This window comes from Myxococcus hansupus (assembly GCF_000280925.3).
GTDB classification, from domain to species: Bacteria; Myxococcota; Myxococcia; order Myxococcales; family Myxococcaceae; genus Myxococcus; species Myxococcus hansupus.
This window is the reverse complement of the sequence record NZ_CP012109.1, coordinates 3241628-3257554: the sequence shown is the minus strand read 5'-3', so window position 1 is coordinate 3257554 and position 15927 is coordinate 3241628. Positions and strand designations below refer to the sequence as shown.

General features: G+C 69.6%; 14 protein-coding genes and 1 pseudogene. 6 read left to right on the top strand and 9 right to left on the bottom strand.

All coding sequences use genetic code 11. The annotated features are described in order from the left end of the window. Nucleotides 1-165: 165 nt before the first annotated feature. The 3 genes from A176_RS12785 to A176_RS12775 all read right to left on the bottom strand — a co-directional run bounded on the left by A176_RS12785 (nt 166) and on the right by A176_RS12775 (nt 1993). The gene (locus A176_RS12785; RefSeq protein ID WP_044889107.1) at nt 166-885 is read right to left on the bottom strand and encodes a carboxymuconolactone decarboxylase family protein; all 720 of its coding nucleotides are present in this window, start codon (nt 883-885) and stop codon (nt 166-168) included. Nucleotides 886-1067: 182 nt separating this feature from the next. Next, entirely contained in the window at nt 1068-1460 is a 393-nt protein-coding gene (locus A176_RS12780) for a putative quinol monooxygenase (RefSeq protein ID WP_002638543.1), read from the bottom strand. After that, entirely contained in the window at nt 1460-1993 is a 534-nt protein-coding gene (locus tag A176_RS12775; protein ID WP_002638544.1) for a (R)-mandelonitrile lyase, read from the bottom strand. The genes A176_RS12780 and A176_RS12775 overlap by 1 nt, the downstream gene beginning before the upstream one ends. Before the next feature lie 207 nt (nt 1994-2200). Between A176_RS12775 and A176_RS12770 the strand changes: the two genes are divergently transcribed. Continuing rightward, on the top strand, nt 2201-3106 hold the full coding sequence (locus tag A176_RS12770; protein ID WP_044889106.1) for a LysR family transcriptional regulator: 906 nt from the start codon (nt 2201-2203) through the stop codon (nt 3104-3106). 7 nt (nt 3107-3113) lie between these two features. On the opposite strand, the gene A176_RS12765 is transcribed toward A176_RS12770, so the two are convergent. The 5 genes and pseudogenes from A176_RS12765 to A176_RS12745 form a co-directional block, all read right to left on the bottom strand. Further along, complete coding sequence (locus tag A176_RS12765; RefSeq protein ID WP_002638546.1) at nt 3114-4007, bottom strand: LysR family transcriptional regulator; 894 nt, start codon at nt 4005-4007, stop codon at nt 3114-3116. Between the two features lie 59 nt (nt 4008-4066). Further along, entirely contained in the window at nt 4067-4666 is a 600-nt protein-coding gene (locus tag A176_RS12760; protein WP_002638547.1) for a TetR/AcrR family transcriptional regulator, read from the bottom strand. A 43-nt stretch (nt 4667-4709) separates the two neighbouring features. After that, nucleotides 4710-5273 carry a DUF6232 family protein gene (locus A176_RS39320; protein ID WP_193409842.1) on the bottom strand — a complete coding sequence of 188 codons (564 nt, stop codon included), beginning with the start codon at nt 5271-5273 and terminating at the stop codon, nt 4710-4712. Beyond that, nucleotides 5270-7339: pseudogene (locus A176_RS12750) on the bottom strand (patatin-like phospholipase family protein); the annotation flags it as partial. The pseudogene A176_RS12750 and the gene A176_RS39320, both read right to left, overlap by 4 nt. Before the next feature lie 444 nt (nt 7340-7783). After that, a complete protein-coding gene (locus A176_RS12745) occupies nt 7784-8974 on the bottom strand; it encodes an SRPBCC family protein (RefSeq protein ID WP_002638550.1) in 1191 nt (396 codons plus the stop codon). Nucleotides 8975-9211: 237 nt separating this feature from the next. Between A176_RS12745 and A176_RS12740 the strand changes: the two genes are divergently transcribed. Both A176_RS12740 and A176_RS12735 read left to right on the top strand, forming a co-directional pair. Next, the gene (locus tag A176_RS12740; RefSeq protein WP_002638551.1) at nt 9212-9436 is read left to right on the top strand and encodes a hypothetical protein; all 225 of its coding nucleotides are present in this window, start codon (nt 9212-9214) and stop codon (nt 9434-9436) included. A gap of 153 nt (nt 9437-9589) precedes the next feature. Beyond that, entirely contained in the window at nt 9590-10270 is a 681-nt protein-coding gene (locus A176_RS12735) for a phosphoribosyltransferase (RefSeq protein ID WP_002638552.1), read from the top strand. Between the two features lie 14 nt (nt 10271-10284). Here A176_RS12735 and A176_RS12730 read toward each other — a convergent pair whose 3' ends face one another. After that, nucleotides 10285-11475 carry a fatty acid desaturase family protein gene (locus A176_RS12730; RefSeq protein WP_002638553.1) on the bottom strand — a complete coding sequence of 397 codons (1191 nt, stop codon included), beginning with the start codon at nt 11473-11475 and terminating at the stop codon, nt 10285-10287. A gap of 204 nt (nt 11476-11679) precedes the next feature. Between A176_RS12730 and A176_RS12725 the strand changes: the two genes are divergently transcribed. From A176_RS12725 to A176_RS12715, 3 genes are all read left to right on the top strand, one after another. After that, the gene (locus A176_RS12725; RefSeq protein ID WP_002638555.1) at nt 11680-13803 is read left to right on the top strand and encodes a PAS domain-containing sensor histidine kinase; all 2124 of its coding nucleotides are present in this window, start codon (nt 11680-11682) and stop codon (nt 13801-13803) included. Further along, nucleotides 13800-15167, top strand: coding sequence for a sigma-54-dependent transcriptional regulator (locus A176_RS12720; protein WP_002638556.1), 1368 nt, complete (start codon nt 13800-13802; stop codon nt 15165-15167). The genes A176_RS12725 and A176_RS12720 overlap by 4 nt, the downstream gene beginning before the upstream one ends. 111 nt (nt 15168-15278) lie before the next feature. Continuing rightward, on the top strand, nt 15279-15665 hold the full coding sequence (locus A176_RS12715) for a response regulator (protein ID WP_002638557.1): 387 nt from the start codon (nt 15279-15281) through the stop codon (nt 15663-15665). The last annotated feature ends 262 nt before the right edge of the window (nt 15666-15927 follow it).

Sequence of the window (15927 nt, the reverse complement as noted above, 5' to 3'; positions counted from 1 at the left end):
GACTTGCCATGAAGAGAGCCTCTTGCCTGACCGTTTCAGCAAGCTGCGCGCCAACAGGCTTCAGCCGTTGAATGCGCTTCACGGGCGCAAGCTTTGCGCATGCGTCGGAGCACGGTGCAAGGCGCGCAAGGATTGCGCGCGAGGCATCTCCCAGCGACCGCGCCGTCAGTCCGGCCGCTTCTCCAGGACGTCCTTGACCACGGGCAACGCGGAGAAGACGTTCGGCCACCCCGCGTAGAACGCCAGGTGCGTCATCATCTCGGACACCTGCGCCTTCGTCAGGCCATTATCCATGGCCCTGTTGAGGTGATAGGGGACCTGCGCGACCTGCCCCGCGGAGATGAGCGCGCTGACAGTCACCAGGCTTCGGTCTCGCGGCGCGAGCCCCGGGCGAAGCCACAAATCTCGGAACAACAGCTCGGTGGTGTACTGCACCACGCCGGGCGCGACCGCGCCAAAGTCCTTCCCGACCCGCTCCGCGCGCTGGGCCTCCGCGGCCTCGTTCAACGGAAGCAGCTCACCCACCGCCGGAGGGAGCTGCTCGGCGGTGATGCCACGCGCCGCGAACGTGTCCTTCACGACGCCCACCGCTCCCATGGCGTTACCCCAACCGGCGTAGAACGCGAGGTGCGTCACCAACTCCGAGAGTTCACCCGGCTCGACACCACTATCAAGCGCCCGTCCGAAATAGGCCGCCATCGCGGTGGACTGGTTCCGCGCAATCACGGTCGCGAGCGTCACGAGGCTCCGGTCTCGCGCAGACAAGTCCGGACGCGTCCACAGCTCACCGAGCAGCCGCTCCCGCGTGTAATGCTCCAGCGCTGGAGACACCCGACGAAGGTCTTCCAATGCCGGCACTTCGGACACCGATGGTTCTCGCGGCATGAAGCCCGTCCCTTCCCTGTGAGCACACGCGGGCAACGCCCCGAACAGCCCGAGCGCGGCGACGCCCCAGGCCCTTCGCCAACGCAAGCGCCACCCTGACCTTTCAAGGCACATTGAACACCTCCACGCTCGAAGCCAGCTTGCCCAGCGGGATGAAGCCGGGTGAGGGAGTCGACCTTGCCTCACCGGGGATTCGTGGCCAGCAGGACAGGCACTGTCTCAATCAGCTTTCGAGACAGAATCATCTGCTGGGTCGTCTTGACGTACTTCTGGAAATGCGGCGACGCCAGATGGGACCTGTACGCAGCCTCATCCGCGTACATCTCGAAGAACCTGAGACGGTTGGGATGCGCCTTTTCCGCCACGGCGTAGATGGCCAGCACCCCAGGCTCGATGCGCACCGAGGTCGCCATCTCCTCCTTGACGGCGGCCTGATAGGCGTCGAGTTGCGCCGGGTCGATTTCGAGCTCCGCGATTCGCACGACCGGGACCGCGGCCTTCCCCGCGAAGGCAAGGCCCCCCAGGAACGATGCCGCCATCGCAGCGCAGAGGATGAGCGCGTGCCGAGGCTTCATCACGGAGCACCGCCCGCGCCAGGGTGTACGGCGTACTGCGCGTCGGAGACCTTCTCCATCCACTCGACGACCTTCCCGTCGAGCGCTTCCTGGATGGCCATGTGGCTCATGGCGGTGGTGGGCGAAGCGCCGTGCCAGTGCTTCTGGCCCGGAGGAATCCACACCACGTCTCCCGGCCGAATCTCCTCGACCGCGCCGCCCCACGCTTGCACCCGGCCAAGGCCCGAGGTCACGACCAGCGTCTGCCCCAGCGGGTGTGTATGCCATGCGGAACGAGCGCCCGGCTCGAAGGTGACCAAGGCCCCCGAGGTGCGTGCCGGAGCGCGCGCAGGGAACAACGGGTCGACACGCACCGTCCCGGTGAAGTTCTCGGCGGGCCCCTTGGCGGAGGGCTGAGCCCCGCTCCGCGTGACGTGAAGCAGCGGCTGCGACGCTCGCGGCGAGGGCGCTCCCGCGTCACTCCGATTACCCGCTTGAGCGAGAGCAACCCCGAGCAGGGGCAATGAAACGAGCGCGGTGCCGAGCAGCTTCATGTCCATCCTCCGTTTCTGGATGTCCGGCGCAGGGTCCTCTCGAAGCGGAACGGCGCCCTGGCGGCCCGCTGCGAATGAGGTACGTGCCCACGCGCCGCGCCACTAGGGGGCTGTTGGCGAATGGGCTGTTAAGTGCTGGTTGAGAATGAAGCCCCCACGTCCGGCCATTGAGGCTGTCTGGAGAAAGTAAGCTCCGGCGCCACGACCATGAAAACCGCCGTCCTCCCGCAACTGCAGGTGTTTCTCGAGGTGGCTCGCCAACGCAGCTTCAGCGGCGCGGCGCGTTCGCTGGGGGTGTCCACGGCGGCGGTGAGCCAGTCCGTGCGACAGCTCGAGGAACAACTGCGCGTGGTCCTCCTCACGCGCACGACGCGCAGTGTGTCGCTGACGGAAGCGGGACGAAGGCTGGTGGACGGCGCGGGCCCGGCCTTGAGCCAGGCCATGGCCGCGCTCCAGCAGGTGTCCGCACAACCGGGCGAGGCCGTGGGCAAGCTCAGGCTTTCGGTCTCCCGCGCGGCGGTGCCATTTCTCATCACGCCCGTCCTGCCCATCTTCCGCGAACGCCATCCTCGCGTGGACGTGGAGGTCGTCGTCGACGAGCGCTTCGTGGACATCGTCGCCGAGGGCTATGACGCGGGCGTGCGCCTGAGCGAAGCCATTGAGCGGGACATGGTGCAAGTCCGCCTCACCGATGCCTTCCGCTTCGTCATCGTGGGCACCCCTGGATACTTCGAACGCCACGGCGTCCCGCAGCGGCCCGAGGACCTGCTGCGCCACGAGTGCATCACGTTCCGCATGCAGTCCACCGGAGCGCTCTATGCGTGGGAGTTCGAAAAGGGGCGCAGGAACTGGCGCGTGCCCGTGAGGGGCGGCGTCATCACCAACGACGGTGCCACCACCGTCGCGCTCGCGGGCGAAGGGCTGGGGCTCGCCTACGCGTTCGAACCCACGGTGCTGCCGCTGATTCGGGAGCAGCGCCTCGTGCGGGTGCTCGAGGCATACGCACCGACGGTGCCCGGCTTCTTCCTCTACTACCCCAGCCGGTCGCAGCGCTCGGTCCCGTTGCGGCTCTTCGTCGAAACCGCGCGCGAGCACTCACGTAGGACGCTGTGAGCGCCGCTCAGGCCTCCGCGTCCGCGAGCAGGTGATTCAGCAGGTCACGAACCGGAACCGACAGGCTGTCCCAGTCCCTGACGCAGACACACAAGCGCCGGCGCGCCCAGGCATCGGCGAGCGGCACGCTGCGATACGCACCCTCACGGGCCTGCCGCAAGGCGACGCTGGCCGGGACGATGCCCATCCCCACGCCGTGGGCCACCATTTCGCACACGCCGCGAAAGTCCTTCATCCGGACGCGGAAGGACAGCTCGAGCCCCGCGATTCGGGCCTGCTCGGAGATGTGCTCCTGCAGTGCGCTCTCGGGGAACAAGCCGACGAAGGGCTCGCGGTGGACGTCGCGCAACGCGAGGCCCTGGGAAGTCGCGAGCGGATGTCCGCATGGCACGATGAGCACCAGGGGTTCCGGTGCGACCGGACGCACCTGCAGGTCCCCCGTGTCCACGGCATCCGAGATCAGCCCTGCCTCCGCGAACCCCGCCTCGACAGCCTTGACGATGTCCACGCTGGTCCGCTCTCGCAGCTCGACATTCAACTGCGGATGCCGGACCAGCCAGTGGGCCAGCTTCTCCGGCAGGAACTCCGTCAGCGCGGCGGTGTTCGCGTCGAGCCGGAGGGTGCCTCGCCGGCCTGCAACGAACGCGTTCAACGCGTCCTTCATCAGTGCCTGCTGCTGGAGGAGCAACCGGGCGTGCTGTGCCAGGGCGTCCCCCGCCTCCGTGGTGACCACACCTCGGGGACGCCGTTCGAGCAGCTTGACGCCGACATCCTCTTCGATGCTCCGAAGACGCTCGCTGGCGGAGGCCAACGTCAGGTGCGCGCGCTGAGCGCCTTGCGTGATGCTCCCCGCATCCACGATGCACAGGAACAAATGAAGATCCGCGAGATCGAGTCGCATCGTGCCTCCTGCCCGACGTGCCTTCGGAGGCATTCTGCCAGGGCGCTCCCGGTGGAAGGTCAGCGCTTGCCGCGAGCAGGAGCGGTCCTGGCCACGAGTCCGCGGATGAACACCTCGAAGCAGGCATCCAGCGCTTGTGTGTCCGGGGCGTCGGGGAGCTGCGTCATCGTCCGGACGGTGAGCATCATGAGGAGCTCCACGAAGCCCAGCGCCACCCGAAAGGGCTGCGCCGCGACGAACACCCCCTGCGCCACGCCGTCTTCAATGACGCGCGCCAGGATCCGGGCCTCGGCTTCCCGCATGCGCGGCACGTAGTTGGCGGCCTGGGCGCCCAACTCGAAGAGCGTTCCCAATTCGATGCGGTGCCCCATGGGCCCTCGCGTGGATTGCAGCCGCTTGCACTCGATGAAGGCGCGGACCTGAGCCTCCGGCGTCGAGACACCGCGGATGCTCGCCTCCAGCTCGGAGAGCGCATGGGCATGCGAGACCTGAAGGCTCGCCTCGAACAGCGATTCCTTGCTCTCGAAGTGCAAGTAGATGCTGCCCTTGCCCACGCCGGCACGGCGGGCGATGTCCTCGACAGAAGCCTTCTTGAAGCCGAAGCGAGCGAAGACTTCGCCGGCGGCGTCGAGAATGGCGGTGCGCGGGCTCGAACTCATTGACTGGCCTGATATCCTGGTCATCCGGTCACAACAAGCCGTCTCAGATGACCCCTTGGCGGGGACCGGTCCGCACGACCGTGCGCAGCGAGTGCGTCAGCGCGCGCGTCATCTCCGAGGAGCGGCCTCGGTACACCATCTGCGAGCTGAAGCGGGTGTGCAGCCAGATGTAGACGTGTTCGGCGTGGAGCACGCGCCACGCCAGGGCCGCGTAGCCCACGAGCGCCGCCACGCTGAACACCACGCCGCCCACGCTCCCGTTGGAGCGGGCCGCCGCCAGAGGGCCCTGCACGAGCAGGTCGATCAACATCAGCGCCCCCGCGAACAGGGCGACGCCGCGCATCGAGCGGGCCGTGGGCCGCTGGAACAACACCGTGACGCCGCAGACGTGCTCCAGGCCCCAGCTCTTGCCATTCATGACCACGCGCTGCGTCGTGACCTGCATGCCGTCACGCTCGAAGAGGACCTCGCCCTCCCCTGCCAGAGGACCATCCGCGGGTGAGGCAGCTCCCGTGGGCGACTGTTCGCGCTGAACGGCATCCGTCACGCCATCACCTCGCATGTGGGAGCTGTCGTCCCCACGCTGAATCTGTCCACGAGGCCTCACGGGCTCAACTCCAAGCCGATGCCTGGTGCAATGGCCCACAGTCCCCGGCTGCCTCGCGATGGCGGGTACCACTCACCGACCACCTGCACCCGGAAGCGCTCCAGGAACGTCGCCCCCAGGAGCGCCTGCACCACGGGGCGCGAACATGCGCTGACCCCCGCCGCGCCGCAGTCCTCGCGGCTCGAGTGCTCCCGCGTGCTGAACTGCCAGCCGCCACGCAGCGCGAGCCGCCCCTGGACGAACGCCGCCTGGAGCGAGGCGGGCCGGTATTCGGGGCCCGCCACCACGACCCACGCGAAGTGTTCTCCACCGCCCGAAGAGAACACGCGCTGCAAGCCGCGCAACCCCAACGCCCCGGTCAGCCGCAGCCCCTGGGGAATCGCGGGCGCGTCGGTGCCAAGGCTCACCCCCACCTCGGTGAGGGTCGGCCCCATCACCAGGTGCAACGAAGTCCCTGGGGGCTCGTAGGCGATGGTGTCGGCCACCAGCTTCCCGGCGAACTCGACCGCCGACTGTCCGTCGCCGGGCTGCACGTCGGCGAGCTGCTTCACCGCGCGCCCCAGGACCTGACGGATGCGAAGCAGCGCCAGGTCATCACGTCCCGGGGGAACCCCCAGGTCGGTGAAATGAAAGCCATAGGCGCCCAGCAACCGGAGGGTGTGCACGAGCTCGAGTTCCTGCGCCCCCCGCCGCCAGTCCGGCCATCGCTCCGGGGTGACGCCGGGAACGCGTGGCGGCGCGCCACCCGCCGCGGCGCGAGCGCACTGCGCATTCCGCCAGCCGCGCGCATCGGACGCTCCCGTCGCGTCGTGGCACACGGCATAGAGCCGGTCGATCGACACCTGGAGCAGGATGCGGAAGTCGGCCAGCGCCTCGCCGGCACACACCATCTCTGCTCCCGGCAGACTGTCGTAGACGGCGCTCATGCAGGCCAGGGGCGAGGGCTCCGTCCCATCGAGCGCCTCGATGACGCCGAAGCCTCCGTCGGCCGCCTGGGTGTACAGGGCTCGCGCGTCATACATCCCCAGGTGGAAGTCGAAGCCGCGAAAGGCCGTCTCGAAGAAGCCGAGAAACGCGGCCAGCGGCGCACCCGCGGCCGGAAAGTGCCGCCGAGGAAGGGCCAGCCGCCGGGCGATGTCGGGCTCTTCCTCCAACAGCAGCGCCAGCTCCTTCGACCTCGCCGTGTCGACGAAGGACGCGAGCACCCCGCCCAGCAGTTGAGGCAGGTGGAGCTCCGCCCGGGGTGTCTGGGGGCCGGGCGCCACGGGATACTCGGCGGCGTCCGGGTCGAGGAAGGCGAAGAACACGTCGGAGGGAGAGCGTCTGCCACCGGGCTCGGGCACGTCGCGCCACCGAGGAACACCGCCATCCTTCCCGGAGACGAGCCCATCGCGCGCGAGCCCCACGGCCAGCCGCAGCGGCGTGTTGTCGAAGATGCCTCCGTCCACGTAGTCGGCCACCTGGGCCTCGTCCGCCAGGCACACGCCCGCACGGGCCGTCGCGCCCGCCGCGCAGGTGGCCAGCGCCTTGGGCGGAAACGCCACCGGGAACGCCATGGACGCGAGGACCAGGTCGCGCACCTGCTCGAAGGCGACCTCGCCTCGCGCATCAGTGACGAGCAGTGGCTCGCGCCGCGTGCTGAGCGGCGTGGTGTAGTTCGTCACCCGAGGTGGTCGACCCGGGCCCCGCCCCTGGATGCGCAGGGCGAACTTCTCCTCCATGCGAGGCAGCGACATGCGCCCACCCGCCACGGGGACCAGGCGCGGCTCGACGCGCGTGACCGACACGCCCAGCACCACGTCACAGGCCGGCGTGAGCCCCCGATTCCACGCGTCCTCGATGCGACGCGCCTGGGACTCCAGCCACGCTCGCGAGAAGACGCCCAGCGGCGTCACCTCCTCGGGAACGTAGAGCTGGCCATACCCCACCGGAATCCACGTCTCCCAGAACAGGGACTGCGCGGGCGCCCCCGGCGCGGCTTCGCCACACGCGGCGAGGACGGCCAGCAGCACGTTGAGGCTGCCTGCCGAAGCGCCCGTCAGCAGGCGCATGTGCTCCACGCCGCCGGAGCGAGCGGTGCGAGCCGCATACGCGAGAAAGCCGGCTTCGTAGGCCCCAACGACACCGCGCCGCTGACTGTGAGGGAGTACGCGCTCCCTTGAGGCACCGGCTCGAACGGAGACGCTTCAGGCGGGTCCGCGCGCGCCACGCCCGTCGCGAACACGAAGGCGATGAGCGCCACGCCCCATCCGCGCTCACCCTGGCGTCGCCGCGGCCTCGCGGACTTCATGACCCATTCGGTTTTCTGGTCATTTCGAGACATGAGGAAGTCCGCCGCTCGGATGCCAGATGACCAAAACGATATTCTGGTCACTCAGTCAACGCAAGACACACCGGGCGTCGGTTTCCCGTCGCACGCCCCGACCGCCGGGGCGATTCGCGCGGCCCAGGCGAACGGCTCGTGGCGAGGTCACCCCACCACGAGCCGCGTGGTCCGCGCGCTGCTTCGCTCAGTGCGTCGTGGTGTCGCGCCGCTCCATGCGACGGGGCGCGAGCTGCTCACGCGTCACCGTCTCGCGACCGGTCGCCCTGCCCCGCTCCAACAGCGACTTGAAGCGCAGCAGGTCATCGTCCATCTGCTTCTTGGGGTCCGAGCCCAGGAGCTTCGCGAACGCATGGCCAATGGCGCCCGCGGGTGGGTTGTACGCCATGCGGATGTCCACTCGCGTCCCGCCGCTGGCCGTGGGCTCGAAGTGGATGATCCCCAGGTTCTCCACCGCCGTGCCCTCCACGCTCTTCCACGCCAGCACCTTGTTGGGCTCGAACTTCGTGACGACGGCATCCCATTCGAAGTGCAGCCCCGCCGGGCCGCGCACCTTCCAATGCGAGCGCCCCTGCGCGCCCGGGATGACCTCATCCACGTGCGTCATGAACCGGGGGAAGTTCTGCATCTCGCGCCAGAAGGCGAACACCTCCTCCACCGGCGCGTTCACCGTGATGTCCTTGTGCAGGGAGATGCCGCGACGTCCGGCCCCCACGCCGGTGAGCTGCTTCATCCCCATGTTCGTGAACGAGCGGGCCCCCAGCAGCGCTCCGCCCAGCGCGGCCACGGTTCCCGTGAAGCCCCGGCGTCCCAGCCCCCACGCCGTCAACATGAGCCCGCCGAGCGCGCCGAACAAACGCTCCGACGGAGACCAATGCTCCTGCAGGAAGATTCGCGCTTCACCTGAGCGCATGAGGCCTCCCTGAAGCGCGGGGTGCGCCGCACCGTCCGGATGGGGAATGAGTTGGTTGTCCAGGCCGAGGACGCCATGCACCTTGGCGAGACGGGGAAGCACCCGCCGCAGCTCGTCGCCAAGGATGACGCCCTCGAGTTTCACGAGGCCGTCTCTGGCGGAGACGCGCACCGCGCTGGGATGCGAGCACACGCGGCCCAGCGCCGAGCGCACCCGTTCTTCCAGGATGAAGTCCTCCACCGATTCTCGCCTCAGCTTGCGGCGCTGCTCGAAATAGAGGCCGCGAGAGCGCTGCGAGAGGTCCCGCGCGACGATGCCCATCGCGCCCCCCGCCTCATGCGCCGCGTGCACCGCCTTGCCTTGAAGATGGGACCGGCGCCAGCGGCCACTGCGTGGATCCGCCCAGTACATCAGGCCCAGGCCCAGCCCCGCGCCTCCGATTCCCCATAGGGCAGCTTTCATCATTCCTCTCCTCTCAGGTCTCGATTCGATATCCGCTCCCCGGAACCTGAAGGCGGCGATGGCGCGGTGCAGCAGACGGGAAAGGGCTGCGCCGCTCGCGTCCGTGCAACGCGCTCGCCTTCCAACCGAGCGACCCGGCGCACGAAGGTCGCCGCGTTGACTGGGCAACGGAGGTGGTGCCCGAGCGCCCGGGCGTGGCCACTGTGTCCAGGCTGGCGAACCCGAGAGGAGCAACGCTGCATGCCTGAAGTGCCAACGACGCCCGGCGCCCCCGTGAAGGATCCGGATCCCGACAAGAAGCCCGGACGCGAGCCTCCGAAGCCGCTGGAGCCTCCCAAGGAGGAGCCTCCCAACCCGCCGCGACCGCCCGAAATCGAGCCGCCGCAGCCGCCCGAAATCAAGCCTCCGGGCATCCGCGACCCGCCCATGCCCAACCAGCCGGGCCGGCCGGAAATCATCGCCTGAGCGTGACGCCGCCGTTGTCGTGCAGGCGACGGGGCAACCCAGACGGGCGCTCGTGCCGGACTCAGACGCGAGCGCCTGTTCCGCGAGGCCGCGGCGGTGCGCAATTTCCTGGAAGGCGCACTCGCTCAGCCAGGGGCGCCGGGGAGCGCTGGCATGAACGAACCCGAGTTCCAGGACCGCTACGAAGGAGGCCGTGCCCTCGCCGAGCACCTGCGGGACTACGCGGGACGGCCTGGGGTCGTGGTGCTCGCCCTCCCGCGCGGAGGGGTTCCCGTGGCCGCCGAGGTCGCCCGGCGCCTGGGTGTGCCCCTGGACGTGTTCCTCGTGCGCAAGCTGGGCACACCGGGCCATGAGGAGCTGGCCATGGGCGCCATCGCCTCCGGGGGCATGCGCGTGCTCAACCGCGAGGTCGTGGACGAACTGAACATCCGCCGCGACCAGATTGAGGCCACCGCACGGCGCGAAGCGCTGGAGCTCCAACGCCGCGAGCAGCGCTACCGCGAAGGCAGGCCGCCTCCCGACGTGCGCGGCCGCACCGTCATCCTGGTGGACGATGGACTGGCCACGGGAACGACGATGCGCGCGGCGGTGGCGGCGCTGCGAATCCTCGAACCTGCCGCCATTGTCGTCGCGGTGCCCGTGGCCGCGGCGGACTCGTGCACGAGCCTCGCCCTGGTGGCCGACCGGATCATCTGCGTGCGGATGCCGGAGCCGTTCTATTCCGTGGGCCTGTGGTACCGCGACTTCGACCAGACGGAAGACGACGAGGTCCGCGCCCTGCTGGCCCAGGCGGCGCAAGCGCCCCCATCAACCGGGGCCCAATCCTCCGCCTGAGCACGCCTTGGACTTCAGGGACGCGCTGGCGCGGACCACGCGCGCATCGACGTGCGCCCCACCATGATGTCCACCAGCCGCTTCACGCGGCGGAACACGTTCTCCTGCACGTAGGGCACGCCGTGCTTCTCACACAGCGCCTTCACGCGCGGCTGCGCCTGCCGGTACCGCGTCATGGGCAGGCTGGGCCAGAGGTGGTGTTCAATCTGGTAGTTCAGCCACCCGTGCAGGAAGTCCACCACGTCGCCGCCCGTGGTGTAGTTGGCCGAGCCCACCACCTGGCGCACGGAGAACTCGGCGCCGCTGCGTGAGCGGCCCTCGAAGCGGTACAGGTCATCCCCCGCGTGGTTGGGCGCGATGAGGATGAAGGACTGGATGTTCGCGAGCACCTCGGCGAACACGCTGTTGGCGAACACGCTGAAGACCGCCCACGGGCCCAGCGGCGCGAAGAGCGCGGGCAGCAGCGCGAACCGCAGCCCCGCGTACGGAAGGATGCACGTCCACCAGAAGGCGCGGCCTTCCGGCGAAAAGGGATTGAAGGCGGTGATGAGCGGCAGCGTGCCCGCCTCGTCCGGCCCGCCCGCGCGCTTGCGCTCGAAGCGACGCCACTCCAGGAACGTGTTGGGCGCGTAGTACGTCAGCTTCCACGTGCACGCGAAGAACGCCACCAACGCGTACTTCGCCACCAGGGGCATGCGCGACTGGCGCAGCCACTCCGTGTTCATCTCCACCAGGTCCGGGTCCGCCGTCTCGCCGGTGTGCCCGTGGTGCAGCACGTTGTGCTCGTGCCGCCACGCCTGGGGATGAATCCAGTCCGGCCAGTCCAGGAAGCGGCGCCACCCCGTGGCGAAGCGCTTGCCCGTGTAGTGCGACGGGATGCCCGGCACCTTGTCGTAGCCCCGGTGGGTGACGTGGTGGGCCATCATCGTCCAGCGCGCCGTGTTGCCCTGCGCGATGAGCATCGCGGAGAGGGGGTTGGGCAGCAGCCACGCCGTGGCGTACCCCAGCACCGAGCAGGCCCGGCCCCAGCGCTCAATCTTCCGTGCGTGGGCGAGGTCCTCCTCACCGAGCGAGGACTCCAGCTCCTGCCGGAGCGCTTGCAGCTCCTGCGCGAAGGCCTCGGGCTCGGCGAGCGCGGGAGGCAGAGGGGTGGGACGCGAGGTCGGTGACGCTTCGTCGGCGAGCAGGGGAACTGCCAAGGTCATGATGGGACCAGCATCTCCGGTTGGGGCATCCAGGTGACGGCCCTCAATCTATCCGCAGGACGTGAAATTCCGGGTGCGGAATCCGTCCGCCGGAGCAAAAGCCCGGCCTCCTGCCCGCCGCACCGCCAGGGCGGCAGCCCAATGACAGACGCGTCACCGTCCTGGCACGGAATCTGGGTAAGCTCCCGCACCCGCCCCCACCCCATGCACGAGTTCCCTTCTCGCCGACAGTTGCTGCTGGCCGTCCTCGTGGCCACCACTCTTTCCGCGGCGGTCGAGGGGGTCTGGAGCCACTCCGGGGCCGCGAACACCCCCGCGCGCATCCTCCTCACCGCGGCCGTGGGGCTGCTCATCAGCGGCACGCTGGCGTGGCTGCTGCTGCGCGCCCGAAACAGGGCGCACCAGGTCCGCGACGCGGCGCTGCGCAGCGCGAATGAGGCGAGCGCCCTGCGCGAAGCGGTGATGGACGTCACGCCCGTGGGCTTCGCCTTCTTCGACCGCGAGCTGAGGTACGTGCATGTCAACACCGCGCTGGCGGCGATGCACGGCCTGTCCGCGGAGCACCACCTGGGCCGGCACGTCACCGAGGTGATGCCCGACCTGGGACGGCTCATCGCGCCGCGGCTCCAGCTCGCGCTCGACACGGGCACCTCCATCCAGGACACGCTCCTCCAGGTGGAGACGCCCGCGGCGCCGGGCGAAAGCCGCTACTGGTTCGGCAGCTACCTGCGCGTGTGCGGCGCGAACGGTGAGGTGCTCGGCGTCATCGCCGCCCTGTCCGAGCTCACCGAGCGCATGCGCGCCGAGGAGAGCCTGCAGGAGCACGAAGGCCGGCTGGACGTGCTCACGCGCTCGCTGCCGGACTACCTCTGGGGCGGCAAGCTCCGCGAGGGACGGCTGCGCGACTTCTACTGCACGCCGGTCATCGAGCGGACCACCGGCTACGCGGCCTCCGCGTTCGTGCGGCCCGCGCCGGATGGTGGGCCGCCGCCGCTGTGGGCGGAGATGATCCACCCCGAGGACCGCGCCCGATACCGCGCCAGCATCGAAAGCATGGCCCCGGGCGCCGAGGCGGAGCTGGAGCACCGGCTCATCTGCGCCGACGGCCGCGTGCGCTGGGTGCGAAGCCGCGCCGCCGCGTCCGCGCTGGACGCCCAGGGCGAGCTGCACGTGGGCTGCGTCGTCACCGACATCACCGACCGGCGCCTCGCCGACGACCTGCGCCAGCGGCTGCACGACAGCTTCCGCCGCTCCGCGCAGGAGTGGCGCCGCACCTTCGACGCCGTGTCCTCGCCGCTGATGGTGCTGGGCCCCGACGGCACCGTCCAACGGCTCAACGCCGCGGCCATCGCGCTCTTTGGCGGCGTGGACCCGTCCGGACAGCCCCTGTTCACCGCGGCCAGCGCCCCGCCCTGGTCCCATGCGCTGCCGTTGGTGGATGAGCTGCGCCGCACCCACGCCAGCGCCACCCGCGAGCTGGGAGACCCGCTGTCGCGCCGCACCTGGGAGGTCTCCGCCACCTGGGTGGAAGAAGCGGGCGGCGAGGACTCCCGCATCATCCTGGTGGCCACCGAGGTGACGCGCCTGCTGGAGCTGCAAGCCAGCCTGCGCCGCAACGAAACAATGGCGGCCATGGGCGCCATCGTCGCCGGCGTGGCCCATGAAGTCCGCAACCCGCTCTTCTCCATCTCCGCCGTGGTGGACGCCGTGGAAGCGACGTTCGGCACCCGCGCGGAGCTCAAGCCCTACGTCGACGTCTTGCGCGGCGAGGTGAAGCGCCTCAACCACCTCACCCAGGAGCTGTTCGAATATGGCCGCCCCACCCGGGGCGAGTGGGTGGAGGGGCCCGTGCTCCCCGTGGTGGCGGATGCGCTCTCCGCGTGCGCCCTGGCCAGCGAGCGCGCGGGCGTGTCGGTGGACCGGACGCTGGCCGACGCGCTGCCTCGGGTGCGCATGGATGCCCGGCGCCTGTTCCACGTCTTCCGCAACGTGGTGGAGAACGCGGTGCAGCACTCCCCCGCTGGGAGCACGGTGCGCGTGTCCGCGGAGGAGGTGGAGGAGACAGGCCGCGCGTGGGTGCGATGCACCGTGCGCGACGGCGGGCCGGGCTTCCGCGCGGAGGACCTGCCCCACGTGTTCGAGCCCTTCTTCAGCAAGCGGCGCGGCGGCACGGGACTGGGACTCTCCATCGTCCAGCGCATCCTGGAGGAGCACCAGGGGGTCATCCGCCTGGGCAATCACCCGGAGGGCGGCGCGGAGGTCACGCTGCTGCTGCCGGCTGTTTCTTCGCCCGACGCAACGCAACACGTAGACTCCCTGGCTTCATGACGCGCACCCGCATCCTCCTCGTGGACGACGAGCCCGGCATCCGCCTGGGCATGAGGGGCTTCCTCACCGCCCACGGCTTCGACGTGGACGAGGCCACCAGCCTCGCCGAGGCACAGGAGGCGTTCCGCACCACGCGCCCCGACGTCGCCGTGGTGGACTACCGCCTCACCGACGGCACCGCGCTGGAGCTGCTACCGCGCCTGAAGGAAATCGACGGCTCGGTGCCCCTGGTGGTGCTCACCGGGCATGGCTCCATCGAGCTGGCCGTCCAGGCCGTGAAGGAAGGCGCCGAGCAGTTCCTCACCAAGCCGGTGGAGCTGGCCGTCCTCAAGGTCGTCCTGGACCGGCTGGTGGCGCAGCGGCGTGAGCGGCAGCGGTTGCTCGCGGAGCGCTCGCGCACGGCGCGCGGCACGGTGGACCCCTTCGTGGGCAGCAGCGCCGCCATCCGCGCGCTCCAGGCGCAGGCCGAGCGCATCATCGAAAGCGACAGCCCGGTGCTCATCACCGGCGAGACGGGCAGCGGCAAGAGCGTGCTCGCGCGCTGGCTGCACGAAGGCGGGCCACGCAAGGACGCGCCCTTCGTGGACCTCAACTGCGCGGCGCTCTCCAAGGATTTGCTCGACTCGGAGCTGTTCGGCCATGAGAAAGGCGCCTTCACCGGCGCGGTGGCCGCCAAGCAGGGCCTGCTGGAGGTCGCCGACCGGGGCACCCTCTTCCTGGACGAGATTGGCGACATGGACGCCGCCGTCCAACCCAAGCTGCTGAAGGTCTTGGAGGAGAAGCGCTTCCGGCGCCTGGGCGACGTGAGAGATCGGCGCGTGGACGTGCGCCTCATCGCCGCCACGCATCAGGACCTGGGCACGGCCGCCCGCGAGAAGCGCTTCCGCAGCGACCTCTACTTCCGCGTCAGCACCCTCATCCTCCACGTCCCGCCCCTGCGCGAGCGGCCGGAGGACATCGTGGGGCTGGCGCACCACTTCCTCGCGGAGATGGGGGCCTCGCGCGGCCGTGGCGCCGTGGGCCTGCAGCCCGACGCGGACGCGGCCCTCACCCGCTACGCCTGGCCCGGCAACATCCGCGAGCTGCGCAACGTGCTGGAGCGCGCCGTGCTGCTGTCCGGCGGCGGCCCGCTGTCCCGGGGCGACCTGCGCTTCGAGGCCACCGCCGGCGAGGCCGCGGCCGACGTGGACGAGGACATCACGCTCGAGGAGCTGGAGCGCCGCCACATCGAGCGCGTCCTGCGCCGCGAACATGGCCACGTGGAGCGCGCCGCCGCGCGGCTCGGCATCCCCCGCTCGTCGCTCTACGAACGCCTCAAGCGCCTGGGCATCAACCGGTCCGGATTCCAGAAACCGGATCCGTAGCCTGGACGCAGCGCGCGAATCCGGCCTGGACGGGTGGAGCAAGCGGCGGAATTTACATGGAACCACGACAAGCCGGTTCCTGGCCTTGAGTTTGCTGGTGGGGCCACCTCCGTGGCCCAGAACATCCTGATCGTCGACGACGAGTCTTCCCTCTGCTGGGTGTTGGGCCAGTTCTTCTCCGGGGCCGGCTACCGCGTGGACTCCGCCGGAGCGCTGGACGAAGCGCTGAACCTGATTACGACGGGCCGCTACGACCTGGTCATCACCGACCTGCGCCTGAGCGGCACGCTGTCCGAGGAAGGGCTGATGCTGGCGGACTTCGTGCGCCGCTTCGCGCCCCAGACGCGGATGATGCTGCTGACGGCGTTCGCCACCCAGGAGCTCACCGACCGCGCCCAATCCCTGGGGGTGGACCTGGTGCTCCCCAAGCCGCAGCCGCTGCCCGCGCTCGCCGAGCACGTGTCCCGGCTGCTGGGCGCCATGTCCCTGGCCACCTGAGCCGTGCCCGCGCTCCGCGTACGAGTCCACTGAGGCTCCGCGAGACGACGCATCGCATAGACAATCAAGATTCAGAACAGCAACTCCAGACTTTCGTCGTGACGCAGGCTCCCTTCGCAGCGTCCCTGCGTTTCCGGATTCCAGAAACCAGATCCAGTGTCTGGACAACCGTGACGCCGCGCTGTTCCAGAACCGCTTCAAACACAGACAAATCGGCCTCGAGGATGCCCATTCAAGGTGGCACCGTGGTTGCTCTTGAACA